Annotated in this window: 24 protein-coding genes; 2 read left to right on the forward strand and 22 right to left on the reverse strand. The window is 72.5% G+C overall.

The genetic code is table 11. The features are described 5' to 3' along the window. Positions 1 to 3 precede the first annotated feature (3 nt). The 13 genes from FB563_RS01265 to FB563_RS01325 form a co-directional block, all read right to left on the reverse strand. A complete protein-coding gene (locus FB563_RS01265; RefSeq protein ID WP_055705979.1) occupies positions 4 to 285 on the reverse strand; it encodes a gas vesicle protein K in 282 nt (93 codons plus the stop codon). Next, on the reverse strand, positions 282 to 491 hold the full coding sequence (locus FB563_RS01270; RefSeq protein WP_055705978.1) for a gas vesicle protein: 210 nt from the start codon (positions 489 to 491) through the stop codon (positions 282 to 284). Before FB563_RS01270 ends, FB563_RS01265 begins: the two co-directional genes overlap by 4 nt. Continuing rightward, on the reverse strand, positions 488 to 1,258 hold the full coding sequence (locus FB563_RS01275) for a GvpL/GvpF family gas vesicle protein (protein ID WP_055705977.1): 771 nt from the start codon (positions 1,256 to 1,258) through the stop codon (positions 488 to 490). The genes FB563_RS01270 and FB563_RS01275 overlap by 4 nt, the downstream gene beginning before the upstream one ends. Further along, complete coding sequence (locus tag FB563_RS01280; protein ID WP_055705976.1) at positions 1,255 to 1,590, reverse strand: gas vesicle protein; 336 nt, start codon at positions 1,588 to 1,590, stop codon at positions 1,255 to 1,257. Before FB563_RS01280 ends, FB563_RS01275 begins: the two co-directional genes overlap by 4 nt. Then, a complete protein-coding gene (locus FB563_RS01285) occupies positions 1,587 to 2,738 on the reverse strand; it encodes an SRPBCC family protein (RefSeq protein WP_055705975.1) in 1,152 nt (383 codons plus the stop codon). The genes FB563_RS01280 and FB563_RS01285 overlap by 4 nt, the downstream gene beginning before the upstream one ends. Further along, complete coding sequence (locus tag FB563_RS01290) at positions 2,735 to 3,376, reverse strand: hypothetical protein (RefSeq protein WP_055705974.1); 642 nt, start codon at positions 3,374 to 3,376, stop codon at positions 2,735 to 2,737. The genes FB563_RS01285 and FB563_RS01290 overlap by 4 nt, the downstream gene beginning before the upstream one ends. Position 3,377: 1 nt before the next feature. Further along, positions 3,378 to 3,635 (reverse strand): gas vesicle protein GvpG, encoded by a 258-nt coding sequence (locus FB563_RS01295; RefSeq protein ID WP_055705973.1) that lies wholly within the window; start codon positions 3,633 to 3,635, stop codon positions 3,378 to 3,380. Positions 3,636 to 3,665: 30 nt separating this feature from the next. Continuing rightward, positions 3,666 to 4,436 carry a GvpL/GvpF family gas vesicle protein gene (locus tag FB563_RS01300; RefSeq protein WP_055705972.1) on the reverse strand — a complete coding sequence of 257 codons (771 nt, stop codon included), beginning with the start codon at positions 4,434 to 4,436 and terminating at the stop codon, positions 3,666 to 3,668. After that, on the reverse strand, positions 4,433 to 4,855 hold the full coding sequence (locus FB563_RS01305; protein WP_055705971.1) for a gas vesicle structural protein GvpA: 423 nt from the start codon (positions 4,853 to 4,855) through the stop codon (positions 4,433 to 4,435). The genes FB563_RS01300 and FB563_RS01305 overlap by 4 nt, the downstream gene beginning before the upstream one ends. A gap of 61 nt (positions 4,856 to 4,916) precedes the next feature. Beyond that, complete coding sequence (locus FB563_RS01310) at positions 4,917 to 5,279, reverse strand: gas vesicle protein GvpO (RefSeq protein ID WP_079048744.1); 363 nt, start codon at positions 5,277 to 5,279, stop codon at positions 4,917 to 4,919. Between the two features lie 105 nt (positions 5,280 to 5,384). Next, a complete protein-coding gene (ligD, locus tag FB563_RS01315) occupies positions 5,385 to 6,320 on the reverse strand; it encodes a non-homologous end-joining DNA ligase (protein ID WP_055705969.1) in 936 nt (311 codons plus the stop codon). Then, positions 6,317 to 8,164 carry a transketolase gene (locus FB563_RS01320; RefSeq protein WP_142218406.1) on the reverse strand — a complete coding sequence of 616 codons (1,848 nt, stop codon included), beginning with the start codon at positions 8,162 to 8,164 and terminating at the stop codon, positions 6,317 to 6,319. The genes ligD and FB563_RS01320 overlap by 4 nt, the downstream gene beginning before the upstream one ends. A 39-nt stretch (positions 8,165 to 8,203) precedes the next feature. Then, positions 8,204 to 9,796, reverse strand: a complete 1,593-nt coding sequence (locus FB563_RS01325; RefSeq protein WP_341874384.1) for an NAD(P)/FAD-dependent oxidoreductase — start codon at positions 9,794 to 9,796, stop codon at positions 8,204 to 8,206. Between the two features lie 221 nt (positions 9,797 to 10,017). Here FB563_RS01325 and FB563_RS01330 point away from each other — a divergent pair, with 221 nt between their 5' ends. Continuing rightward, positions 10,018 to 10,971, forward strand: coding sequence for an LLM class F420-dependent oxidoreductase (locus FB563_RS01330; RefSeq protein ID WP_055708453.1), 954 nt, complete (start codon positions 10,018 to 10,020; stop codon positions 10,969 to 10,971). A 2-nt stretch (positions 10,972 to 10,973) separates the two neighbouring features. On the opposite strand, the gene FB563_RS01335 is transcribed toward FB563_RS01330, so the two are convergent. Further along, positions 10,974 to 11,402: a phage holin family protein gene (locus FB563_RS01335; RefSeq protein ID WP_055708452.1), complete on the reverse strand. Its 429-nt coding sequence runs from the start codon at positions 11,400 to 11,402 to the stop codon at positions 10,974 to 10,976. Positions 11,403 to 11,482: 80 nt separating this feature from the next. Between FB563_RS01335 and FB563_RS01340 the strand changes: the two genes are divergently transcribed. Beyond that, positions 11,483 to 11,830, forward strand: coding sequence for a VOC family protein (locus FB563_RS01340; protein ID WP_055708451.1), 348 nt, complete (start codon positions 11,483 to 11,485; stop codon positions 11,828 to 11,830). Between the two features lie 5 nt (positions 11,831 to 11,835). Here FB563_RS01340 and FB563_RS01345 read toward each other — a convergent pair whose 3' ends face one another. The 8 genes from FB563_RS01345 to FB563_RS01380 all read right to left on the reverse strand — a co-directional run bounded on the left by FB563_RS01345 (position 11,836) and on the right by FB563_RS01380 (position 22,802). Next, entirely contained in the window at positions 11,836 to 13,857 is a 2,022-nt protein-coding gene (locus FB563_RS01345; RefSeq protein WP_055708450.1) for a DUF5107 domain-containing protein, read from the reverse strand. A gap of 88 nt (positions 13,858 to 13,945) precedes the next feature. Next, positions 13,946 to 14,491, reverse strand: coding sequence for a GNAT family N-acetyltransferase (locus tag FB563_RS01350; protein ID WP_055708449.1), 546 nt, complete (start codon positions 14,489 to 14,491; stop codon positions 13,946 to 13,948). A gap of 93 nt (positions 14,492 to 14,584) precedes the next feature. Beyond that, positions 14,585 to 16,393 carry a CocE/NonD family hydrolase gene (locus FB563_RS01355; protein WP_055708448.1) on the reverse strand — a complete coding sequence of 603 codons (1,809 nt, stop codon included), beginning with the start codon at positions 16,391 to 16,393 and terminating at the stop codon, positions 14,585 to 14,587. A 128-nt stretch (positions 16,394 to 16,521) separates the two neighbouring features. Further along, entirely contained in the window at positions 16,522 to 17,445 is a 924-nt protein-coding gene (locus FB563_RS01360) for a S66 peptidase family protein (RefSeq protein WP_055708447.1), read from the reverse strand. Then, positions 17,442 to 19,406, reverse strand: coding sequence for a prolyl oligopeptidase family serine peptidase (locus tag FB563_RS01365; protein ID WP_055708446.1), 1,965 nt, complete (start codon positions 19,404 to 19,406; stop codon positions 17,442 to 17,444). Before FB563_RS01365 ends, FB563_RS01360 begins: the two co-directional genes overlap by 4 nt. Positions 19,407 to 19,409: 3 nt before the next feature. Beyond that, positions 19,410 to 20,714 carry a M20/M25/M40 family metallo-hydrolase gene (locus FB563_RS01370; protein WP_055708445.1) on the reverse strand — a complete coding sequence of 435 codons (1,305 nt, stop codon included), beginning with the start codon at positions 20,712 to 20,714 and terminating at the stop codon, positions 19,410 to 19,412. After that, positions 20,707 to 21,540, reverse strand: coding sequence for a M55 family metallopeptidase (locus FB563_RS01375; protein WP_055708444.1), 834 nt, complete (start codon positions 21,538 to 21,540; stop codon positions 20,707 to 20,709). The genes FB563_RS01370 and FB563_RS01375 overlap by 8 nt, the downstream gene beginning before the upstream one ends. Before the next feature lie 542 nt (positions 21,541 to 22,082). After that, complete coding sequence (locus tag FB563_RS01380) at positions 22,083 to 22,802, reverse strand: class I SAM-dependent methyltransferase (RefSeq protein WP_055708443.1); 720 nt, start codon at positions 22,800 to 22,802, stop codon at positions 22,083 to 22,085. Positions 22,803 to 22,830: the final 28 nt, after the last annotated feature.

A 22,830-nucleotide genomic window follows, 5' to 3' on the forward strand; every position in this document is an offset into this window, starting at 1 on the left:
GAGCTAGTCCCGGGGAAGCAGCGGTCCGAGCGGCCCGAGGTCCAGATTCAGGTCCTCGGGCCGCAGTCCGTAGCGCTCGCGCAGTTCGGCCATGCGCTCCTCCAGGAGCATCAACGTGAGCCCGATCCGCTCCTCCTGCTCCTCGGTCAGCTCGCCGGTGTCGAAGCGGCGCACGGCCTGCCGTTCCATCAGCTGCCGGAGCAGTTCCACCACCGTGAGCACCAGTTTCACCAAGTCGCGCTCGACCGTGTCGGGTTCCAGGTCGAGCCGGTTGCGCCGGGTCACATGAGCTCCTCTGGAGAGGGGGAAACCAGCTCGAAGGGCGAGGGGACCGACTCGTTCACCGAGCTGATCAGGGCGTTCAGGTCGATACGCACGAGGTCCACGTCCGCGATCCTGAGGGTGATGTCGCCCGTGATGACGACTCCACCGGCGAGCAGCCGGTCGAGCAGGTCGACAAGGGCGATCTCGCGCCGCTCCACGACGGTCACGTCTCCCCCTCCCCCGTAAATGAATAGGCGGCCCAGGGACCGGTGAGTTCCACCCGGATTCCGGGCGCCTCGTCCTTTGTGCGGTCCACCAGTTCCACGAATTCCTCGGAGTGCATTCGGGGCACCAGATAGGCCGCGTTGAGGACATTTCGGCCGGGCACTGCGGAAAGTGCGGAATTCTGCGGCGGGTGCATCCGGGAATCCTCGGCGTACTGGCACAGACGCTCGTGCAGCGACCGGGCGAACTCCTCGGCCCGCTGCCACTTCTCCTCCTGGGCATGACTGCTCTCGCGCCGCCGGCGCAGATAGTCCCGACCGCTCCCCGGCTTCGCTGCGGTGGCCGGCGCGGGCTCGGCGGGCTCGGCGGGCTCGGCCTCCAGGTACACCTTCACACCCCACTCGACGCGGCCTTCCAGCCGGTCGAGGATGCGCCTGAAGTCCTCCTCGCGGGCCTCGATCATCGAGCGCACCCCGCTGCAGTCCCTGAAGACGGTCCCGAGCCGGAGCGGCAGCGGGGTGGTGACCGTGGTGAGCGCGTCGATCACGCCCTGGTGGGCGCGGGCGGTCGCGGCCAGCCAGTCCAGGTCCTCCAGGTGGGCCTTGAGGGCCACCTCGCTGAAATCGGTTTCCGGGACCTGGCCGATGACCGCGACCAGGCCGTGGTGGTGCAGCAGCCCGGGCGGAACGCCCCCGATGCCCGTGAGCTGGGACTGCAGGGGCGTCCCGAAGGGGTGGCAGACGGCGTACACATAGCGCAGTCCGGTCATGGGGCCTCCTTCGGCACGTGGCCCGGCTCCAGCTCCTCCAGCCGGGCCAGCCGTTCCCTCAGCTCGGCGTTCTCCCGGGTCAGCTCGTCGCGGCGGGCCCGGGACGACAGGGCCGGGTCGCTCTCCCACCAGTCGATCCCCATCTCCTTGGCCTTGTCCACCGAGGCGACGATGAGCCTCAGCTTGACGGTCAGCAGTTCGATGTCGAGCAGGTTGATCCGGATGTCACCCGCGATCACGATGCCCTTGTCGAGCACACGCTCGAGGATGTCGGCGAGGTTGGCTCCACTGCTGTGGCCGTACGGCTCGGGGAACCGGCTGGACGTCGTCATCGACGGCTCCTGCCTCCGGCGTACTCGGGTTCCTCTTCTTCCTCGTACTCGCCCTCGGGTTCCTCACCCTCCTCGGCTTCGTCCTCATAGGGCTCCTCGTCCTCGGCCTCGTACTCCTCGGGCTCGCCCTCTGCTTCCTCCTCGTCCTCTGCTTCCTCCTCGTCCTCTGCTTCCTCCTCGCCCTCGTACTCCTCGGCCTCCCCCTCGGCGCCTTCGTCCTCCGTGTCCTCGTCCTCGGGCGCCTCGGCCTCCTGCTCCTGTTCCTCCTCGGCCACGGCGTCCTCGTGGCTTTGCACCACCTCGCCGTCGCGGATCTCGCCGCGCCAGCTGTCCTCCGCCTCGCCCTTGAGGGTGATGAAGCGGGCGAAGTTCTTCAGGTCCAGCCTGACCCGGCGGCCCTGGGCGCGCCAGATGTTGCCGGTCTTCTCGAACAGGCCGGTCGGGTAGTACTCGATGACCAGCAGGACGCGGGTGAGGTTCTCCTCCAGCCGGTGGAAGGAGACCACGCCCTTGGTGGTGCCCTTGGCACCCTCCGACGTCCACTGGATGCGGTAGTCGGGTATCTGTTCGGTGGTCTGCGCCTTCCAACTACGGCTGGACCAGAATATCTTCGCCTGCCAGTCGGAATGGGTGTCGTCGGCACGGTTCGCGCTTTTGACGCCCTTGGCGAAGCTGCTGAAGTCCTTGTACTGGGTCCACTGGTCGTAGGCGGTGCGCAGCGGTACGCCGACGTCGATGGACTCCATGATGACGGTGGGCTTCTTGCCCGCGCCGCCCTTCTTGCCCTTGCTGCCGCCGAGGCTTCTGACCGCGTTCATCACGTTGTCCTTCATGCGGGATCCGCCCAGCTCCAGCGCGGAGCGCAGAGGGCCCTTGCCCTCGGCGAGCTTGCGGCCGCCATCGAGCGCCAGCTTGGCGAAGCCAGGGCTGTTGCCTTCGGCTATGTCGTTGAGCTTGCCCGTGGTCTCGCCGAGCTTGCGGCCGAGGCCGGTGAGCATCTTCGTGGCCTGTGCGGCCAGAAAGTCCTGGGCCTCCGCCTTCAGCCGGTCGGCAGCCTCGCTGTGGGCCAGACCGGTCAGCGGGTTGTCCTTGGCCGCACCCGTGGCCTTGTCGGCCGCGGAGGTGGCCGATCCGAGGGTCTCGGTCATCGGTCGTCACCGCCCTTCCGCTGCCGGGACGCGGCGGCCGTCTTCTTGCCGGCCGTCCTGCGAGCCGCGTCCGTCCTTTTCGCGGCCGCCTTCTTCGCGGGGGCCGCCTTCTTCGCCGACGCCTTCTTCGCCGCGGTCTTGTTGGCGGGAGCCTTCTTCGGCGGGGCCTTCTTGACGGGCTTGCCGCCGCGCGGCTCCTCACCCCGGCCGCCCTTGTCTTCCTGGCCCTCTTCGTCCCGGCTCTCGGTCTCGTCCGGGCCGGACTCGTCCGCGGACTCCTCGTCGTCCCGGTCCTCGGCGGAGGCGGAACCGGCGGGCACCGCACCGGAGAGCTGGTCGCGAACCTGCTCGGTGCGGCCGTGCAGGCGGTCGGCGAGGGAGTTCATCTGCCTCTCGACCATGGCACCGGAGGCGGCCTTGCCGACCCCCCGCAGGTCCTGGCGCAGCTGGTCGCCGATCTCCTTGAACTGCGGGTTGTCCTTCAGCTGCCGGCTCACCAGGTCGGCGAGCGTCCTCGGGCCGAGGTTGAGCTTCTTCCCGGCGACCAGGGATCCCATCGCCAGCGCCATTTTCAGTTTCTTCGTGCGTCCCAGAAGGTATCCGGCCCCTACGGCGAGGCCGAGTGCGGTGCGGTTCATCTCACGTCCCGTTGCCTGTGGTGTCGCCGGAGCGCAGGGCGATCTCCAGCCGGTCGAGCAGTTCGTCCTCGCGCCGGTCGAACTCCTCCTCGGTGATCTCGCCCGCCTCCAGTTGCTCCTCGAGGCGGGCCAGCTCGGCCCTCACGGTGGCGGGGTCGTAGTAGATCCGTTCCGCCTCGCGGAGCACCTGTCGGATGGCCCACGCGCTGCCGCGCACGGGCGCGAAGGGCAGCATCAGCACTTCGCCGATCAGTCCCACGGTGTTCTCCTTCCGCTCGGGCCGGACGCGCTACTGCACGCCGGTGTCCGCACCCGCCGTGGTGCCCGCGGGCTGGGCGGGGCCGGGCTCGACGAAGCTGTACGGCGGCAGGGGGCCGTTGACGCGGAGGTCGAGGTGCGGGTTGTTCTCGCGGACCTGCTCGACCATGGCCAGGAAGTCCTCCGCCGTGTCCCGGGCGACCAGGAACGAGACGTTCACCAGCCAGCCCGTGGACTCGGGGCCGGTGCTGACCGCGGCGGCGGCCGGCGTGAGGAGACGCTGCACCTCGGCGGCGTCCTCGGCCTCCCGGGCCTTGACGGCGGCCGCGACCATCTCGCCGAGCCGGATCTTGTCGTCGTAACTCCCGCCCCCGGCGCGACGGTTGGCTTCGGCGAGTTCACGCATGTCCGCGTTCTCGGCCATCACCAGGTGCAGGACGGCGTCCTCGACGTGCGTGGCCTTGACGTTGTACTCGACCTTGCCGTCCAGCTCCCGCAGCCGCTCCAGGTAGTGGTCGGCCCGCTCGCCGAGCACCTGGGTGACCGCGTCGTCGTCGGCGGCGACGCTGCCGAAGCGCATGGGCAGGATGCAGCCGGCCGCGCCGGACTCGGCGAGCACGTTCTGGTGCGCGAGCAGGTCCCGGCGCTTGGGGCGCAGGTCCTCGGGGGCGTCGCTGACCACGGCGGCCAGCTCCCCGGCCGTGAGCACCCGTACCGGCCGGGGCGGCTCTCCCACGCCGGTCATGCCCTCGGGCAGGGCCGGATGCGCGCGGTTGGTGATCCCGTAGACGTACGTGCTCACTCCTGCTCCTCCTTACGGCGCGCCGGAGCCTTGCGGGGCCGCGGCCGGGACTCGCCCTCCGCTTCCTGACGTGCCTGGTTGAAGGCGTCGGAAATGGTCTGCGCGGCGCCGGACAGCGCACCCTTGGACTTGCCGCGGGCGCCGGACTCGGTGACCTCGCCGACCAGCTCGGGCAGTCCGGGGCTCTTGTGCGGACCGGCCTCCAGGTCGAGGCGGTTGCAGGCCTCGGCGAAGCGCAGATACGTGTCGACGCTGGCCACGACGACCCGCACGTCGATCTTCAGGATCTCGATCCCGACCAGGGAGACACGCACGAACGCGTCGATCACGAGTCCCCTGTCGAGGACCAGCTCAAGCACGTCGTAGAGGCCGCTGCTGCCGCCTCCGCCTCCGGTCTGCTGTGCCGGAACAACAGTCATGCCGGCGATTCCTCCTCCTGAGTAGTCGGTACGCGGTGCGGGCCCTGGACACGCGCGGTGCCTATCGGCCCCGCGGGTCGGCCCTTCCGCGTTCGTAGCGGCGGACACGCCGGTATCCGGCGAGCTGTCCGTCCTGGTCGAGGTCGACCTGGTAGCTCGCCATCAGGCTCATCGTGTCGGGTACCCGCGCCAGTTCCAGGACCTCGACCTCCAGCGACCAGCCGTCCTCCGTCTGCTCGAACGAGGACACCGACTCCGGCGAGAGGCCGGTCAGTTCGGCGAGCTGGGCGCGCGCCTGGCGCAGCACCTCCATGGGCGTCGGACGCTGGTCGTCCACCGTGTTTTCTGTGTTGCTGTGAGAGTCATGAGAATCATGTGACTCCCGTGAACTCTGTGACTGGGGCGTGTTCTTTGTGTTCGACATGGCCACCTCTCCCCTGCGTGTGGCCGCCACATCCTTGGCCAAACCTCTGGCAGCCCTCGCCTGTCGCGGTCCGGCCGTCAGGCCTGGCCGGAGGGGGTACGTGTATTAGCCATCCAGCGCCGCGAGACGACGGCGGGCGGACTCGAGGGACCGGCCGCGGCTCGGCAGACCGGCCCAGGGGTTCGTGTGCGCCTGGTCCACGGCGTCCGCGATCGTCCAGTGGCGGGCGTCGGTGCCGGGATCGTCCACCTGTTCCCAGGCTAGGGGCACCGCGACGGGCGCGCCCGGCAGGGCCCGGACGGCGTAGGGGGCGACAGCGGTCTGCGCGTAGGCGTTGCGCTGCACGTCGAGGTAGAGCCGGTCGCCACGGTCCCGCTTGCGGGAGGCGGTGGTGAGCCGGTCCGGATGCCGGCACTCGGCCAGCCGTGCCACGCCCTGGGCGAACTGGCGCACCTCGTCGAAGTCGTGGCGTCCGTCGAGCGGGACCACGAGATGGAGGCCGCGCGAGCCGGTGGTCATGGCCGCGGCGGGCAGCCCCAGCTCCTCCAGCAGCTCCCTGAGCCAACCTGCCGCCTCGCGCACCCGGGCGAAGTCGTCGCCGGGAGGATCGAGGTCGAGGACGAGCCGGTCGGGGTGGTCCGGGCCGCCGGCGCGGTCGGTGCGCGAGAGCCACCGGTGCATGGTGAGGCAGGCCTGGTCGGCGAGGTAGACGAGGGTGGCGGTGTCGTCGCACACGGCATGCGTGACCGTGCCGCCCTCCTTGGGGACCTCGACGCGGGTGATCCAGTCCGGATAGTGCTCAGGGACGTTCTTCTGCATGAAGCGCTGCCCGTCGAGCCCGTCCGGATACCGCTCCAGCATCAGCGGACGGCCTCTCAGGTGCGGCACCATGTACGGCGCCACGGACCGGTAGTAGTCGGCGAGGTCGCCCTTGGTGTACTCCTCGGCGCCGGCGCCGCCCGGGAAGAGCACCTTCCCGGGCCGCCGGACCTCCACCGTGCGGCGGCCCGCCCGTATGCTCCGGGCGTCCGCGTCGGTCATCGCACGACCGCCTCCTCCACCAGCAGCCTGGCGGCCGCCGCGATGCCCACGGCGTCGATGCCGGCCGCGTGCAGCTGCTCGTCCGGTGCGGCCGAGCCCGGCATGGTGCGCACCGCGAGCCGGACCAGCCGGGGCACGGGCCGGCCGTCGGCGAAGGCCTCCGCGACGGCGTCGCCGACGCCGCCCTCGGCACGGTGGTCCTCCACGGTGAGCAGACAGCCGGTCTCCTCCGCGGCCCGCTGCAGGGTCTCCGCGTCGGCGGGCTTGACGGAGTACAGGTCGATCACCCGCACCGGGATGCCGTCCGCGGCGAGCCGGTCCGCCGCGGCGAGCGCCTCGGGCACGGTGACCCCGGCCGCGACGACCGTCAGCCGGTCCTCCTCGCTGGAGCGCAGCGTCTTGCTGCCGCCCACCGGGAACTCCTCGTCGGGGCCGTAGATCACCGGGGTCTTGCCGCGCGAGGTGCGCAGGTAGCGGATGCCGTCGAGGCCGGCCATGGCCGCGACCAGCCGGGCGGTCTGGTTGGCGTCGCACGGGTACAGCACGGTCGAGCCGTACACGGACCGGAACATCGCCAGGTCCTCCAGGCCCATCTGGGAGGGCCCGTCCTGGCCGATCGCGACACCGGCGTGCGAGCCGACCAGGTTGATGCCGGAGCCGCTGATGGACGCCATCCGCACGAAGTCGTGGGCGCGGGTGAGGAACGCGGCGAACGTCGAGGCGTACGGCAGCCAGCCCCGCACCGCCATGCCGACGGCCGCCGCGACCAGCTGCTGTTCGGCGATGTAGCACTCGAAGAACCGGTCGGGATGGGCCTTGGCGAACTCCTCGGTGCGGGTGGAGTCGCCGACCTCGCCGTCCAGGGCGACGACATCGCCGCGCGCGCTGCCGAGCGCAGTGAGGGCCGCGCCGAAGGCGTCCCGGGTGGCGACCTCGTCACCCTTGTCGTAGCGCGGCAGTTGCAGCACCTCGGTGGTCAGGTCGCGCAGCGCGGCGGCGGCCGGCGGCTCGTGGACCCGGACGTGCAGCCGGCGCGGTCCGCCGAGCTCGGCGACGGCCTCCTCGGCGTCCGGGAGCGGCTTGCCGTGATGGCCCTCCAGGTCCTCGACGGCGGCGACGCCCTTGCCCTTGAGGGTGCGGGCGAGGATCACCACGGGCTGCCCGGCGGTGGACAGCGCCTCGCCGTAGGCCCGGTCGATCTTGTCGACGTCGTGGCCGTCGATCTCGACGGTGTGCCAGCCGAAGGCCTGGAAGCGGCGGGCGTAGGCGTCCAGGTCGTGACCGTGCCGGGTGGGGCCGCGCTGGCCGAGCCGGTTGACGTCCACGATCGCGATCAGGTTGTCCAGGTGCTCGTGTCCGGCGTGTTCGGCGGCCTCCCACACCGAGCCTTCCGCCAGCTCGCTGTCGCCGCACAGCACCCAGACCCGGTACCCGGTGCGCTCCAGGCGCTTGCCGGCGAGGGCGATGCCGACCCCGACCGGCAGGCCCTGCCCGAGGGATCCGGTGGCCGTCTCCACCCAGGGCAGCCGCCGGGGCGTCGGATGTCCCTCGAGCCGGCTGCCGAGCTTGCGGAAGGTGAGCAGCTCGCCGTCCTCGATGGCCCCGGCCGCCTTGTACGCGGCGTACAGCAGGGGTGTGGCGTGTCCCTTGGACAGCACGAAGCGGTCGTTGGCGGGATGTTCGGGGCGTTCGAAGTCGTAGCGCAGATGGTGGGCGAGCAGCACGGCCACCAGATCGGCGGCGGACATCGAGGACGTGGGGTGCCCGGATCCCGCGGCGGCGGACGCCCGCACGCTGTCCACGCGCAACTGCTGTCCCAGCTCGGCGAGTTCGGCGGTGTTCATGAGTCTCCTTGCGGTGAGTCGAGGGGTACGGCCCGCGGGTCACCCGGCGGCGGGGTCCGGGGGGTCGGTGCGCTTGACCGGGCCGGGGGCGGGGTGGTCCGGGGAGTCCGTGCGCCGGACGGGACCGGGGGCGGGGTGGTCTCCCCGCCCGGCGGCCGGCGGTTCGCCGTCAGGTCCCGCGTCGTCGGCCCGCGCCGCTTCTTCGGCCCGCTCCGGTCCCACCGCCCGCCCCGGCTCTTCCGCGCGCTCCGGCTCCTGCGCATGCTTCGGCTCCTGCCCCTGTTCCCGGCCGTCCGGCGGTTTCGGTCCGCCCGCCCCCTCCGGCCCGCCCGGGACGCGGGCCAGCTCCGGGGAGGCCGTGTCCAGGGGAACCGACCAGGACCGTACGAGGCCCAACTGGACGCCCTGGCGCGGCAGTACGGCGTCCAGCAGCCAGTCGGCGGCCACCCGGACACGGTTGCCGGGCAGCGCGGCCAGGTGGTAGCCGCGGGTGACCGCACCGGCCGCGGGTCCGGACAGCGGGACGCCGAACGGGTTGGCGGCGGCCCGCACCCCGCCGAGGTCGACCGCGAACCCCAGGTCGCGATGGCGGTACGCCCGCCGGCGACGGCCGAGACCGAGCGAGGCGGCCACGTTCTCCCCGGCCACCCGGCCCTGCCGCCACGCGTGCTGGGCCGTCATCGGCGTGAAGGACCCCGGCCGCTCCAGGTCCGGTACGGCGGCCGCGTCGCCACAGCCGAAAACGTCCGGCCGGCCCGGCGCCTGAAGGTACGGGTCGACGAGCAGCCGGCCCCGCTCCAGCGGCTGCCCGACCCCCTCCACCAGCGGATCGGGCCGCACCCCGACACACCACACCAGCGTCCGGGTGGCCACGAACTCGCCGTCGGTGAGCAGCACTCCGTCGTGCGTGGCCTCCTTCACCGACGTGCCCATCCGGACGTCCACACCGCGGGCGCGCAGCACCCGGTCGGCCGTGCGGGACAGCCGCCGGTCCAGCTCGGGCAGCACACGCTCCGCCACGTCCAGCAGGATCCAGCGGGGCCGTACCCCGCCGGGCAGCGTGTGCCGGCGGGCCAGCCGGTCGGTGAGCAGCTGCATCTGCGCGGCCACCTCGGTACCGGTGTAGCCGGCACCGACCACGACGAAGGTGCAGCGGGCCGCGCCGGCCTTCGGGTCGTCCTCGGTGGCGGCCAGCTCCACCTGCCGGGTCACGTGGTCGCGCAGGTACAGCGCCTCGGGCAGCCCGCGGAAACCGTGCGCGTGCTCGGCGACCCCGGGGATGGGCAGCAGCTTGTTGACGCTGCCGACGCTCAGCACCAGCCGGTCGTAGTCCAGGGTGCCGATGCGGCCCTCCGGGTCGGAGTAGTGCACCGTACGCCCGTCGAGGTCGACGTGGTCCGCCTCGCCGAGCACCATCCGCACCCCGTGCAGGGTGCCCGGCAGCGACACGGTGACCCTGCGGGCCTCCAGGATGCCGGCGGCGACCTGGGGCAGCAGCGGCAGATACAGGAAGTAGTCGGTCGGGTTCAGCAAGGTGACGTCGGCCCGGTGCCGGGTCAGCCGGGCCACTGTGCGGGCAGCCCGGTACCCGGCGAAACCGGCGCCGACGATCACTACGTGAGGTCGGCTCACGGTGCGCCTCCGGCGGTGTGGCTCGTCCGAGGTTTTCCGCGTAACCGGGGCCGGGGCACCCAAACGCCGGACGGGTCACCCGTACGCCGGTCGGAGCACCCGAACGCCGCGCCGCACCCGCGGCGTTTCGCCCGACCGGCACCGGTTACCCGGCCCGGAACCGGATCACACGGCAGCACCGGATCACACGGCAACGGCGTCGCCCGCGCGGAGGTTCTCCCATGCCCGAGTACGGCTATTTCCTGGCGAGCGAGGAGCACGACCCCGCAGCGCTCGTCGAGCAGGCCCGGATGGCCGAGCAGGCCGGCTTCCGGGCGCTGTGGATCTCCGACCACTTCCACCCGTGGAACGACGCGCAGGGGCAGAGCCCGTTCGTGTGGTCGGTGATCGGCGCCCTGTCGGAGGCGGTGTCGCTGCCCATCGAGACGGCGGTGACCTGTCCGACCGTGCGGATGCACCCGGCGGTGACGGCGCAGGCCGCGGCCACCAGCGCGGTGCTGACCGAGGGCCGTTTCCGGCTGGGCGTCGGCACGGGCGAGGCGCTCAACGAGCACATCCTCGGCGACCGCTGGCCCCCGCTGCACGTCCGCCTGGAGATGCTGGAGGAGGCCATCCAGGTCATGCGCCGGCTGTTCACCGGGGAGGAGGTCAACCACCACGGCACGCACTACACCGTGGAGAACGCCCGCCTCTACACCGTCCCCGAGGAGCCCGTCCCGATCGACATCTCCGGCTTCGGGCCGAAGGCGACGTCGCTCGCCGCCCGGGTGGGCGACGGGTACATCACGATGACGCCTCAGGAGGAGATGGTCACGCAGTTCCGCAAGGGCGGGGGCGGGGCGAAGCCGGTCAGCGGCGGCACGAAGGTCTGTTACGGCACCGATCGCGAGGAGTGCGTCCGCACGGTGCGCTCCCTCTGGTACAACGAGCTGCTGCCCGGGGAGATGGGTCAGGTGCTGCCGTCGCCGCGGCACTTCGAGCAGCTGCGGGAGCTGGTCACCGAGGACATGGTCCGTGAGAACGTCGTGTGCGGGGACGATGCCGACCAGCATGTGTCCGCGCTGCGGGCCTTCGCCGACGCCGGGTTCGACCGGGTGTACGTGAACCAGATCGGGGCGGATCAGAGGGGGTTCTTCGACTTCTACCGGGCGAAGGTGCTGCCGCAGCTCGGGTGACTTCAGGCCCTGTGTTCCGGGTGTTCCGGCGTGCCGGGCGGCTCCTTCGGTATCGGCGGGTACGGCACCCCGAGGCCGCTCGGCGGCCCTGCCGGTGGGCTGCCGCCGATGACGCGGCCCGGAGGCGAGGGGTGGCTGTGCTTCGGGTGGGCCGCGCCCCGCAGGACGTAGGCCAGCGCTGCCATGACCGCCGCGGTGATCAGGGCGGCACCCCAGTCGGGCAGGGCGGTCGCCAGAGCCAGGCCCACCGCGACGGTGAGCGCGGCGCCCGCGTACAGGGCGGCGGCGCCGGAAGCGGCGTAGAGCGTGGCGGTGCGGCGCTGCTTGCGGGTCTGCTCGCGCAGTTCGTCGCGCACCGTCTCGCGTGCCACCTGTGCCAGCTCGTCGACCAGCTGCTTGTCCAGATGTTCCAGGTGATCCAAACGGTCCATACCCTGCGGGTACCCGGCGGACACGGCGGGTAACGCGGGCGCCCTGCACGGCCCGGGCCGCCCCAACTAGGCTCGGGCGCATGGAGATTCTGGGCGCCTCGCTGCGCATCTGCGTAGACGACCTCGACACCGCGATCCCCTTCTACGAGCGGCTGGCGGGCGGCAGAGCCCTGCGCTTCGAGCGCGGCGGGGTCCAAGTCGCCGCGATCGGCTCCTTTCTGCTGATGAGCGGACCGGAGGCGGAACTGGAGGTGCTGCGCAAGGTGGCGGCCACCATCGCCGTGGAGGACGTGGACGAGGCGCACCGGCTGCTGACCGGCCTCGGCGCCCGGATCATCGCGGGCCCGGTGCCGACCCCGGTGGGCCGGAACCTGCTCGCGATGCATCCGGACGGGTCGGTGTTCGAGTACGTCGACCAGCGGGGCTGAGCCGGTCAGCCGGTGTCGGGCCGCATCCTGAAGTCGTACCGGGCCGGGAGGGGTTCGTCGGTGAGCCGGGACCACAGCCGGCCGAGCGCCTCCTCCCCCTCCCGCAGGTCGGCGACCTCGAAGCCCGCGTCGAAGACCGCCCGCGCCTGTTCGGGCCGTCCCTCGGCGAGCAGCAGCTCGGCCTCCAGCAGCCGGAACCGGCCGCGCCCGCGGACGGCGGGCAGCAGCCGGTCCCAGACGGCGCGGGCGTCCGCCGTGCGTCCTGCCCGGAGCAGTGCCGGCAGGGCCTCCCGGCCGAGCGCGGCCACGGCGGCGGTCCAGGTCTCGCCGTCGTCGCGCCGCTCGCGGCACAGGTCGTCGAAGGCGTCCGCGTACCGTTCGGCGGCCCGTTCGTGGTGACCGGACTCCTGGTCGGCGACGGCCAGGCAGCGCAGCAACGGCCACAGGGACGGGGCGAGTTCGAGGGCGCGTTCCCAGCTGCGGACGGCCTGGGCCCGGTCACCGGCGTGCCACTGGGCGACGCCGAGGTGGTACTCGGTGTGCGGGGTGGCGGGCGCGGTCTCCAGCATGTCCCGCCAGTGCGGGGCGACGAGGGTCTCGCCGGGCGGCCGTACCCGGCGCGGCTCGGGCAGGGAGCCGGTGCGCAGCAGTTCCCGCCAGGGCGCCTGTGCCGCGCCGAGGGTGGACTCGGGGAACGGGGTGCCGGGCAGTTTCCAGTCGGAGCGCAGCACTTCGAGCGCGCCCCAGCCGGAACCGGCGGCCAGGATCTCGCCGGGTTCGGTGTCGGCGCAGGGCAGCCAGGCCGCGTACGCCTCCGCCACCCGGGCGCGTGGCAGGGCGGACTCCAGCCGTTCCTCGGCGCCCTGGACGGCACGGGCCCACTCCCCCTCGGGCGGTGCGTCGAGCGGGCCGTACGCCTCCAGCCAGGACACCTCGCTCTCGGCCTCCAGCCGGACGTGTTCCAGCTGGGTGCGGGCGAGCCCGGCCTGGATCTCGCAGTAGCCGCCGGTGCCGGGTTCGGTCAGCCACTCCTGCCAGCGCCGGCCGCCGGGCAGATGGCCCCAGACGAAGAGCTTGCGGCCGCGCAGGGTGTCGGTGGAGGTCTGCACCAGGCCGTGGCCGTCGGCGTCCAGCGCGGCGATCCAGCGGCGCCGGCCGTCCGGCACCTCGTAGAAGTAGTCGGCGGCATAGGGGCTGTTGAGGGGGTGGGTGCGGTCGATGCCGTCGTACGACGGGACGGGCACCCGGCGCAGCCGGCGCTCGTAGCCGATGGGGGCACCTCCCACGAAGTGGGGGAGCCAGGCCTCCTCGGCGGGGGCGAGGACCCGCCACTCCTCGGGCACCGCGATGTTGGACCACCAGTACGCCGGCACCGGCCGCTCGTGCGGGTTGCGGACGCGGACGCCGACGTAGAGGAAGTCGGAGCCGTCGGGGAGCCACAGGTCGACCTGGAAGGGCAGGTCGCGCAGCCGCTCCCACTCCCACAGGCGCAGCATCTCCCCGCCGTCCGGGGCCGGGACGCGGGCGGCGTGCAGGGGTGCGCAGGAGAGGGTGGTGTGGCCGGTGGCGCCGATGTTCCATTCGATGCCGCCGGAGTACCAGGCGCCGTTGAGGGCGAAGTTGGCGGGCTGGAACACCGGGTTGCGGTAGAGGAGTTCGCGTCCGGTCGGCAGGTGACGGAGGGAGGCGATACGGCCGCCCAGGCCGGGCAGGACGGTGGCGCGCAGCCGGTCGTTCTCGATCACCAGGGCGTCGAGGGCGCGGGGCTCGCGGGTTCTGTCGTAGCCGTCGCGGACGCGGACCGGCAGCAGGCTGCGCAGCGGCTCGTACCCGAGCTGGCGGGCCATGTCCCGGGGCAGGCCGTCCCGGCCGCGGTCGTCGATGCGGTGGACCTCGTCATGGGGGTCCCCCCGCTCGAGCGAAGCCGAGAGTGGGGGAGGGCGCAGTGGGGGCAACGGGTTGTCCGGCCCCAACTGCGCGGCGGGCAGCGTCAGTACCTCATGTCGGATCCTCGTCACGATCACCATGGAACCCGGCGTGGGGCCGGTCGGCCAGGGGACGTGCCGGTCAGGATTGCGCAAAGCCGCGGGAATCGGGACCTGTTGCCGACCGGTCTCAGTCGCGCATCTCGGCGGTGAGCGCCCAGCGTTCGTGATCGCGCCAGGCACCGTCGATGTACAGCATGGCCGGGGAGAACCCCTCCAGCCGGAAGCCGGCGCCGCGTGCCAGCGCGACCGAGGCGGTGTTGTCGGGCTGCACGTTGATCTCCAGCCGGTGCAGCCCGAGCGGGCCGAAGGCGTACCCGATGACCAGGTCGAGGCCCTCGCGCATCAGACCGCGCCCGGCGGCGTGCGCGAAGGCCCCGTAGCCGAGGGCACCGCATTGGAAGCCGCCGCGCACGATGTTGTTGATGTTGATGAACCCGGCGATGTTCCCGCTGTCCTTCTCGCACACCAGGAAGCCGGCCTTGGTCGGGTCCTCGATCAGCGCGCCCGCGTAGGCGGCGTAGGCCTCGTCGCTGTCCGGCGGGAACAGCCACGGCCGGTGCAGGTCCTTGCTCTCGCGGGCCCGCGCGGTGAACTCGGGCCCGTCTTCGAGGGTGAAGTGACGGATGGCCACGCGGGGGCCCTCGGCGAGGTAGTGGGGTGCGGTGTGCGGCATCCGGCCAGCGTACGGCGTGTCCGCCCGCGCCGGCGCCGGAAGAGCCCTCCGAGTGTCCGCCCGGGCGGGCTCCCGGGATCCGTCCGGGCCGGCTCAGCCGCCCGCGACCGGCAGCCGCAGCACGCCCGTGTCCCCGGGCGCGCTGACCACGGTCACCGGCTTGATCCCCCGGTTGCCGAAGTAGGCGTCGTCGCTCGCCGCGATCACGAACCGCAGCCGGTGCCCGGTCGCGTACCGGTGCACGATGCCCGGCAGGGTCACGGTGAAGCGCTTGGTGACGTCCGGCACCCGGACAGGTGCGACCAGCCGGTGGACGAGTGTCTGCGTGCCGTCGGGCGCGACGTCGTACAGCTTGGCGAACAGCACCAGTTCGTCGGCGGCGTCACCGGAGTCCTGGGTGCGTTCGGCCTTCGGGGAGACGACCTTCAGGGTGATCTGCGGGGCGCCGACCACGTCGAGGTTCCTGGTGAGCGGCGCGCCCGTCCAGGCGAGGCAGGTGCCCTTGGTGTCGTACGGCGCCGGGTCGGACAGGCCGATGACACCGGCCAGGGAGCTCTCCGAGTGGCTCGTCGGGACGAGCGCGTTGGTGTAGCCGCGGCTGCCGCCGGCCACCTCGGCGCGACTGTTCACCAGTGTGCCGTCCCCGGAGAGGTACAGGGTGCGGCGGAGGGCGGGCACCCGGTCGGCGGTGGCGTAGGTGTGGCCGGGGTCGGTGATCCAGTCCCGGTAGTAGGCGAAGGCGGGGCCCGTGCCGGTGCTCCTGTCCTTCTTCAGATAGCGGTCGAACCAGGCGAGGATGCGCCGACCGACGTAGCTGGTCTCCAGGTTGCCCCGGATCAGGTCGAGTTCACCGGCTGCGGGGTCGCTCATGCCGCCGCTGTGGCCCCAGGACTGCCAGATCAGCGCGGTGGGGGTGCCCTGGGCGTGGAGCGCGCGGTAACTGGCCGTCGCCTCGTTGAGGTTGAACAGGGTGTCGGCCTGCCCCTGGATCAGCAGGGTGGGCGCCTGCACGCGGGAGAGGTAGCTCGCCGGGGAGACGCTGCGGGCGTAGGCGAGCAGCCGGGCGGTGCGGTCGCGCGGATAGCTGCCCGAGTCGAGGGTGCGCACGGTGTCGCAGGCGTCGGAGACGAAGTGCAGACAGGCCAGCGAGTTGATCCGGGACGGGTCGAGGCTCGGGGTGGTCAGCGGCTGGCTCTCGCCGATGAGGTAGAAGCCGTTGGTCCACTGCCACTTGAAGGCGCCGGGCACGCCATGGGCGCCGACGGCGTTGTTCGGGTCGAGGGAGTAGGCGAGGTCGTTCCAGGTGATGAGCGGGACGAGGGCGTCGACGCGGTGGTCGACGGAGGCGGTGGCGAGCTGGATCGCGCCGCCGTAGGAGCCGCCGATCATGCCGACGCGCGGGTCGCCCGGGGCGTCGAGGGTGACGTAGTCGGCACGGGTTCCGTCGTCGGCGGCCCGCTTCCCGCCGAGGAAGTCGACCAGCCCGGAGGCGGCCCGGGCGTCGATGCCGGGGTCGTCGAGGGAGATCAGGCAGCCGCTGTGGCCGAAGCCCAGGCCGGAGTAGACGAGGGAGACGTAACCGCGTTCGGCGAAGGCCTTGCCGATGGCGTCGGTGGAGCCGTCGGACTTGCTGCCGCCGAAGCCGTTGGTGGCGAGCACGGCGGGCGCGGGGTGCGCGGGGTCCACTCCGGCGGGCCGGTACAGGTCGGCGTCGACGGCGCACCTGCGGTCGCCCGCGCGCACGGTGAAGGTCAGCGGGGTGACGGTGTAGCGGCCGCTCGCGTGAGCCGGGCCGGCGGTGAGCGCGAGGGGCGCGGTGAGGGCCGCGCCGAGGAGGGCGGTGAGGGCGGTACGGGATCGGGACGCGCGGCGGGGCGCCGGTCGGGGCACACGTCGGGGCACGGGATCCTCCACACTGAGGCACGCGGAAACCGGCCAGGAGATACTGGCCGGTAGCATGCTGTGACACGTGTCAGATCCTGGTCAATCCGTGTGCGCGTGCATTCTTGACGGAGATTCAGTGCGCGCCGTCAACGCAGCGCGGGCTCGTCCACCGTAAGGGTGCCCGTCTGCGCGTCGAGTTCGGCCGTCATCCCGAACGGGACGGTCACCGCGTCGTCGCAGTGCCCGAATCCCAGCTCCTCCACCACCGGTACCCCGAGTCCGCCGAGCCGGTCGGCGAGGACCGGGCGCAGCTCCTCGTAACGGCCGCAGTCGCGCCAGGAGCCGAGCCCGACCCCGGCGACACCGTCGAGCCAGCCGGAGCGCGCCAACTGCGTCAGCAACCGGTCGACGCGGTACGGCACTTCGCCCACGTCCTCCAGGAGCAGCAGCCCGCCCCGCGCACCCGGCCGGGCGAACGCGGTGCCGAGGTCGGTGGCCAGCAGGCTGAGACAGCCGCCCAGCGTGACTCCCCGGGCCCGGCCGGGCGCCAGCGCGGTCCCGGCCGAGGTCAGGGTCCGGACACGCTCCGGAGCGAAGAGCGTGGCACGCAGATGCTCCTGTGCGCGGGCGCTCTTGATGAAGTCGACCCCGGCGGCGGCCGGTCCGTACAGGCTGACCAGGCCCAGCCGGGTGGCGAACGCCTGGTGCAGCACGGTGACGTCGCTGAAGCCGACGAACACCTTGGGACCGGCCGCGCGCATCGCCTCCCAGTCGAGCAGGTCGACCATGCGCTGCGCCCCGTAGCCGCCACGGGCGCACAGCACCGCCGCCACGGACGGGTCGCACCAGGCCCGCTGCAGGTCGGCCGCGCGGTCGGCGTCACCGCCCGCGAGATACCCCAGCTCACCGTCCCTGTCGAGCACATGGGGCGCCACGACCGGATCCAGGTCCCAGCCGCGCAGCACGTCGAGCCCCGCCTGGAGCCGTTCCTCGGGCACCGGCCCGCTGGGGGCGACGACGGCCACGCGGGCGCCCGGGGCCAGCCGCTCAGGGCGCGTGAGCGGGTTCACGCGTGCAGCTCCAGTCTCGGGACGTCCGGCACGTCCAGCTTGAACACCTGGGCGTACAGGGACAGTTCGGCCTCCAGGGCGCGCACCATGGTCTCCGCCCGCCGGAAACCGTGCCCCTCTCCCTCGAAGGTGAGGTAGGCGTGCGGCACGTCCCGGCCGGCGATCCGGGCGAGGAAGCGTTCGCACTGGGCGGGCGGGCAGATCACGTCGTCCAGGCCCTGCAGCAGCAGGAACGGCACGGTGAGCCGGTCGGCGTGGGTGCTCGGCGAGCGCTCGGTGTACCGGGCGGGCACCTCGGCGAGCGGGCCGATGAGCGACTCCAGATAGCGGGACTCGAAGTCGTGGGTCTCCCCCGGTCCCCAGGTGGCCAGGTCCAGCACCGGGTAGAGGATGGTGCCGCAGGCGTAGACGTCGGTGGTGGTCAGGGAGGCGGCGGTGGTCCAGCCGCCCGCGCTGCCGCCCCGGATCGCGAGCCGGGCCGGATCGGCGGTGCCCTCGTCGGCGAGGGCGCGGGCGACGGCCGCGCAGTCCTCGACATCGACCACGCCCCACTGCTCGCGCAGCCGCTCGCGGTAGGCCCGGCCGTATCCGGTGGAGCCGCCGTAGTTCACCTCCGCGACGCCGATGCCCCGCGAGGTGAAGTAGGCGATCTCCAGGTCCAGCACGAGCGGCACGCGGCTGGTGGGGCCACCGTGCGCCCAGATGACGTACGGCGGCAACTCGCCGTCGCAGGCGGTGCGTTCGGGGTGGTGCGGCGGGTAGAGGTGGGCGTGCACCTCGCGGCCGTCCGGGCCGGTGAAGACGCGGATCTGCGGCTCCGGATAGTAAGCGGGGTCGACTGCGTCCCGGTGCCGGGCACCGATCACGCGGGCCCGGCCGGTGACGGTGTCCAGCTCGACCACCTCGTACGCGGTGCGCGGGCCGGCGCCGACCGCGACCACCCGGGCGCCGTGGGCCGCGAGGGTGGCGCCGAACTCGGTCCACGGCCCCGCAACGTCGACGATCTCCCCGGATTTCGGGTCCAGTATCCCGAGCACGGTCGACCCGCGACCGTGCACGACCGCCACCAGGCCGTTGTCCAGCGGCGCGAACCAGCGCAGACCCGGCTTCCACAACGGGCCCGCGAACTCCTCCTCGCGCGGGCACAGCGGGGCGCCGTCCCGGTACAGGTTCCACCAGCCGCTGCGGTCGCTCGCATGAAGAAGACGGTTGTCCGCGGACCAGTCGGCCTGTGCGATCGCCTCGCCGGGCCCACCGGCCACCGTGCGGACGGCATGCAGGATGCCGTCGTCACCGATCTCGCCGACCAGCAGTTCCGTGCCGTCCCAGGGCATGCGCGGATGGTCCCAGGCGAGCCAGGCCGCGCGCCGGCCGTCCGGGGAGACGCGGGGACCGGTGACGAACCGATGCCGGGCGTCGGTGAGTTCGCGTACGGCCGAGCGGTCCTTGGCGGCGGATCCGTCCAGCGGTACGGCCGCCAGGACCCGGCGCACGTCCGAGGGGCCGTCCCCGGTGAACTCCTCCAGCACACACCACACCTCGCCGCGCGCGAGGTCCAGGTGCGGGTCGGCCCAGCGCAGTCCGGCGCCCACCGGGGACACGGGGGTCAGCGGGCGCGGCTCGCCGCCGGGCTCGTACCGGTACAGCCGCTGGTCGGCGAAGTGCGTGAACACGACGACCGGTGTGCCGTCCTGCGGCACACCGGCCCAGGGCCGGCCGCCGTACTCCACCACCCGGTTGCGCACGTTCCAGGGCGCGGGCAGCACCTCCTGCTCCGTGCCCTCGGCCGTGCGCCGTACCAGCGCCCGGCGGCCGCCCTCGGCCGGCCGCGGCTCGGTCCACCACACCTCGTCCCCGACGAAACCCACCCACTCCGGCTGCCCGTCGTGCGCGGCGGCCAGGGCCGCGTGGATGGGGGACGGCCAGGATCCGTACGGCGTCTTGAGCACCCTCTCCCCCATCCCCTAGGCCGTCCGCAGGAAGCGGTCGAGCACCCGGACGCCGAAGTGCAGTGCCTCGATGGGCACCCGCTCGTCCACTCCGTGGAACAGCGCCTGGTAGTCGAGGCCCTCGGGCAGCTTCAGCGGGGCGAACCCGTAGCCGGTGACGCCGAGCCGGGAGAACTGCTTGGCGTCCGTGCCACCGGACATGCAGTACGGCACCACATGGCCTTCGGGCGCGAACTCCTCGACGGCGGCACGCATCCGCGCGAAGGTCGGCGAGTCCACCGGCGCCTGCAGGGCCACCTCCCGGTGCGCGAACTCCCAGCTCACGTCGGGGCCGGTCAGGCGGTCGAGGGTCGCGGTGAACTCCTCCTCGGTGCCCGGCAGACAGCGCCCGTCGACGTAGGCGACCGCTTCCCCGGGGATGACGTTCAGCTTGTAACCGGCCTCCAGCATGGTCGGGTTGGTGCTGTTGCGGACGGTCGCCTCGACCAGCCCGGCCGCCGGCCCGAGCTTCTCCAGCAGCCGGTCCACGTCCCGGAAGTCGGGCTCGATGCCGTACACGGCGGCGAGTTCGGTGAGCGCGGCCCGCACGGTCGGGGTGAGCCTCAGCGGCCACTCGTGCTCGCCGATGCGGGTGACCGCGGCGGCGAGCCGGGTCACCGCGTTCTCCTGGTTCACCTTGGAGCCGTGCCCGGCCCGGCCGCGCGCGGTGAGCTTCAGCCAGCCGGTGCCGCGCTCCCCCGCCGCGATGGGGTAGAGCTGCCGGCCGGCGCCGTCGTGGAAGGTGAAGGCGCCGGACTCGCTGATGCCCTCGGTGCAGCCCTCGAACAGCTCGGGGTGCTCGTCGGCGAGGAATCCGGAGCCGTCCTCGGCGCTGGCCTCCTCGTCGGCGGTGAACGCGAGGACGATGTCCCGGCGCGGCCGTACGCCCTCGCGGGCCCAGGCGCGGACGACCGCGAGGATCATCGCGTCCATGTTCTTCATGTCGACGGCGCCCCTCCCCCACACCACCCCGTCGCGGATCTCGCCGGAGAACGGGTGCACGCTCCAGTCGGCGGCCTGAGCGGGCACCACGTCGAGATGACCGTGGACCAGCAGCGCGTCGGCGGACGGGTCGGTGCCCTCGATCCGCGCGACGACGTTGGTGCGTTCCGGTGTCCGCTCCAGCAGCACCGGTTCCACTCCGGCCCCGGCCAGCCGTTCGGCGGCGTACTCCGCGGCGGGCCGCTCCCGGCAGTCCCCGCCGCCCCGGTTGGTGGTGTCGATGCGGATCAGCCCGGAGGTGAACTCCACCACTTCGTCGAGTGCCTGCTGGTCAGCCATACTGCTCCTCCACGGCGGCGGAGACGATCGTGGTGACCGCCTTGAACGTCCTGATCCCCTCGTACATCGTGGCGCTGGTGTACGCCACCTTCCGCTCCCCGATCCGCGCGACCCCGGGCACGACGGTCGCGGCCATCGCCAGGTGCTCGGCGTCGAACTCCACGGCGACCGTGAAGGGCCCGGCCTCCACGGGCTGGTGGCGCACCGCCAGCCGGGCGGCCTCCTTCGCGGCGGCACGGATGTCGGCGGCCGTGCGCGCAGGGGTCCGGCACACCGCCGCATACCGGGACACATGGTCTTTCACCGCGACCTTCAGCGCCTCCGGCGCGTAGCCGAGCGCGTCCTCGCAGGCCACGTCGTCGCCGGTGACGAGGACGACGGGGACGCCGTACTCGGCGACGACATGCGCGTTGAGCAGACCCTCGCTGGCGCGCACGTCGTTCAGCCACACCCCGGTGATCTGGTTGGCGAGGTAGGTGTGGGCGAGGACGCCCTCCATGCCGGCGCCCGCGTGGTAGCCGACGAAGGCGATGCCGTCGACGTCACCGTGCTGCACGCCCTCGACCATCGACAGCGCCTTGTGGCGTCCGGTGAGCATCTCGGCCCGCTCGTCGAGCCGCTCCAGCAGCAGGTTGCGCATGGTCCAGTGGGCCTCGTTGACCAGGACCTGCTCCGCACCGCCGTCGAAGAAGCCCTCCACGGCGGCGTTCACGTCCGAGGTGAACATCGACCGGCACCGCTCCCACTGCGGCGTCCCCGGCAGCACATCGGCCGGCCAGGTGACGCCGGTGGCCCCCTCCATGTCGGCACTGATGAGGATCTTCATGCCGAGTCACGTTACGCGGCGAGCGGGCACCGGGCTACGGTCCGCGCCGCCAGTCCCACTGCGGTTCCCGCTGGAACCGCGGCAGGACCTCCTCGTATTCGATGAGTTCGCCGTAATTCGTGTCCAGCAGGCCTGACAGGCCCTGGAACACTTGGCCCAGGAGATCGCGAATGCAGGAAACTCCGGCAACATGCTCGCCTCCGGGCAGACGCATACGGTGCCGGGCGGCGGTGTGGTGAACACCGGTGACGCCGTGGTCTTCCTCGCCTTCGCCACCGGCGGCGCGACCAAGGGCGCCACGGGCACCATCACCTACGGCAGGAACGACTGCCTGGATCCCGACGGTTACCAGGACGGCACCCTGATGGGAACGGCGGAGAACCTCAGCCCCCAGTACGACTCGTCCCTGCCCCTGACCGTCGGCGGCTGCGTCAATAGCGCCTCCGCCCCGAGTCCGTACCTGGGGTTCCCCAACGCCAGGGGCCCCCGGCCGCTCCCGGAAGGAGCGGCCGGGGGCCCGCCCGTTCCCGCGGGCGTGCGGGCTACGCGCCGGCGAGGACGAACCAGCGGGCCGGCAGGTCGATGCGGGTGCCGTCGGCCAGGTCCTCGGTCTGCGGCAGGACCGTCTCGCCCTCGGCGAGGATCTTCAGACCGGCCTCGCCGAGCAGCCGCGGGATCTCCGTGTCGTCGGCGTCGGCCGGCTTGAGCCCGTGGTGGAAGACGCGCTGCAGCTTGGGCCCCGGACCGCCCGCCTGGGTGGCGGCGCGCCGCAGCACGTCCCGCGAGCCGGAGGTCAGCTCGACGACGAAGGCGCGGCCCTCGGTGCCGATGAGTGCCGAGACGGCGGCGGCCACCGCGGGCCGCGCCTCGGGTTCACTCTGGTGGATGACGGCACGCATGTAGACATTGACGTCGCCGAGGCGCTCGTGCAGGGCGCGTACGGCATCGGAGTCGGTGAGGTCGAGCTGCTGGAACTCCACGGTGCCGTCCTGCGTGGCTCGGCGGGCGTGCTCGACGGCGGCATGCGAGAGGTCGACTCCGACTGCGCGCGCGAACCGGGTGGCGAGGTAGCGGGTCTGAGTGCCGTTGCCGCAGCCGAGGTCGACGATGGTGCGCGCCGGGTCCGCGTGGGGCAGGAGGAGAGCGGTGTGCGGTTCGGCGGACAGGGCGGGATCGCAGTCCCAGATCGCCTCCCCCGCGTCGTCGGAGGTCTCGCTCCAGTAACTCTCCCAGTTGCTGCGGTACTTGTCCGAGACGTTCATGCGAATCTCCCCACGGTTCGGTTCCGTG

This window comes from Streptomyces puniciscabiei (genome assembly GCF_006715785.1).
Taxonomy (GTDB): Bacteria; Actinomycetota; Actinomycetes; order Streptomycetales; family Streptomycetaceae; genus Streptomyces; species Streptomyces puniciscabiei.

Bases quoted from the DNA above. Each gene is read 5' to 3' on its own strand.
- FB563_RS01320 (WP_142218406.1), bottom strand. From the start codon at position 8,164: ATGAACACCGCCGAACTCGCCGAGCTGGGACAGCAGTTGCGCGTGGAC.
- FB563_RS01345 (WP_055708450.1), bottom strand. From the start codon at position 13,857: ATGGTGATCGTGACGAGGATCCGACATGAGGTACTGACGCTGCCCGCC.
- FB563_RS01350 (WP_055708449.1), bottom strand. From the start codon at position 14,491: ATGCCGCACACCGCACCCCACTACCTCGCCGAGGGCCCCCGCGTGGCC.
- FB563_RS01285 (WP_055705975.1), bottom strand. From the start codon at position 2,738: ATGACCGAGACCCTCGGATCGGCCACCTCCGCGGCCGACAAGGCCACG.
- FB563_RS01275 (WP_055705977.1), bottom strand. From the start codon at position 1,258: ATGACCGGACTGCGCTATGTGTACGCCGTCTGCCACCCCTTCGGGACG.
- FB563_RS01370 (WP_055708445.1), bottom strand. From the start codon at position 20,714: ATGGCTGACCAGCAGGCACTCGACGAAGTGGTGGAGTTCACCTCCGGG.
- FB563_RS01310 (WP_079048744.1), bottom strand. From the start codon at position 5,279: ATGTCGAACACAAAGAACACGCCCCAGTCACAGAGTTCACGGGAGTCA.
- FB563_RS01330 (WP_055708453.1), top strand. From the start codon at position 10,018: ATGCCCGAGTACGGCTATTTCCTGGCGAGCGAGGAGCACGACCCCGCA.
- FB563_RS01375 (WP_055708444.1), bottom strand. From the start codon at position 21,540: ATGAAGATCCTCATCAGTGCCGACATGGAGGGGGCCACCGGCGTCACC.
- FB563_RS01290 (WP_055705974.1), bottom strand. From the start codon at position 3,376: ATGAACCGCACCGCACTCGGCCTCGCCGTAGGGGCCGGATACCTTCTG.
- ligD (WP_055705969.1), bottom strand. From the start codon at position 6,320: ATGACCGACGCGGACGCCCGGAGCATACGGGCGGGCCGCCGCACGGTG.
- FB563_RS01365 (WP_055708446.1), bottom strand. From the start codon at position 19,406: ATGGGGGAGAGGGTGCTCAAGACGCCGTACGGATCCTGGCCGTCCCCC.
- FB563_RS01335 (WP_055708452.1), bottom strand. From the start codon at position 11,402: ATGGACCGTTTGGATCACCTGGAACATCTGGACAAGCAGCTGGTCGAC.
- FB563_RS01380 (WP_055708443.1), bottom strand. From the start codon at position 22,802: ATGAACGTCTCGGACAAGTACCGCAGCAACTGGGAGAGTTACTGGAGC.
- FB563_RS01305 (WP_055705971.1), bottom strand. From the start codon at position 4,855: ATGACTGTTGTTCCGGCACAGCAGACCGGAGGCGGAGGCGGCAGCAGC.
- FB563_RS01340 (WP_055708451.1), top strand. From the start codon at position 11,483: ATGGAGATTCTGGGCGCCTCGCTGCGCATCTGCGTAGACGACCTCGAC.
- FB563_RS01280 (WP_055705976.1), bottom strand. From the start codon at position 1,590: ATGACGACGTCCAGCCGGTTCCCCGAGCCGTACGGCCACAGCAGTGGA.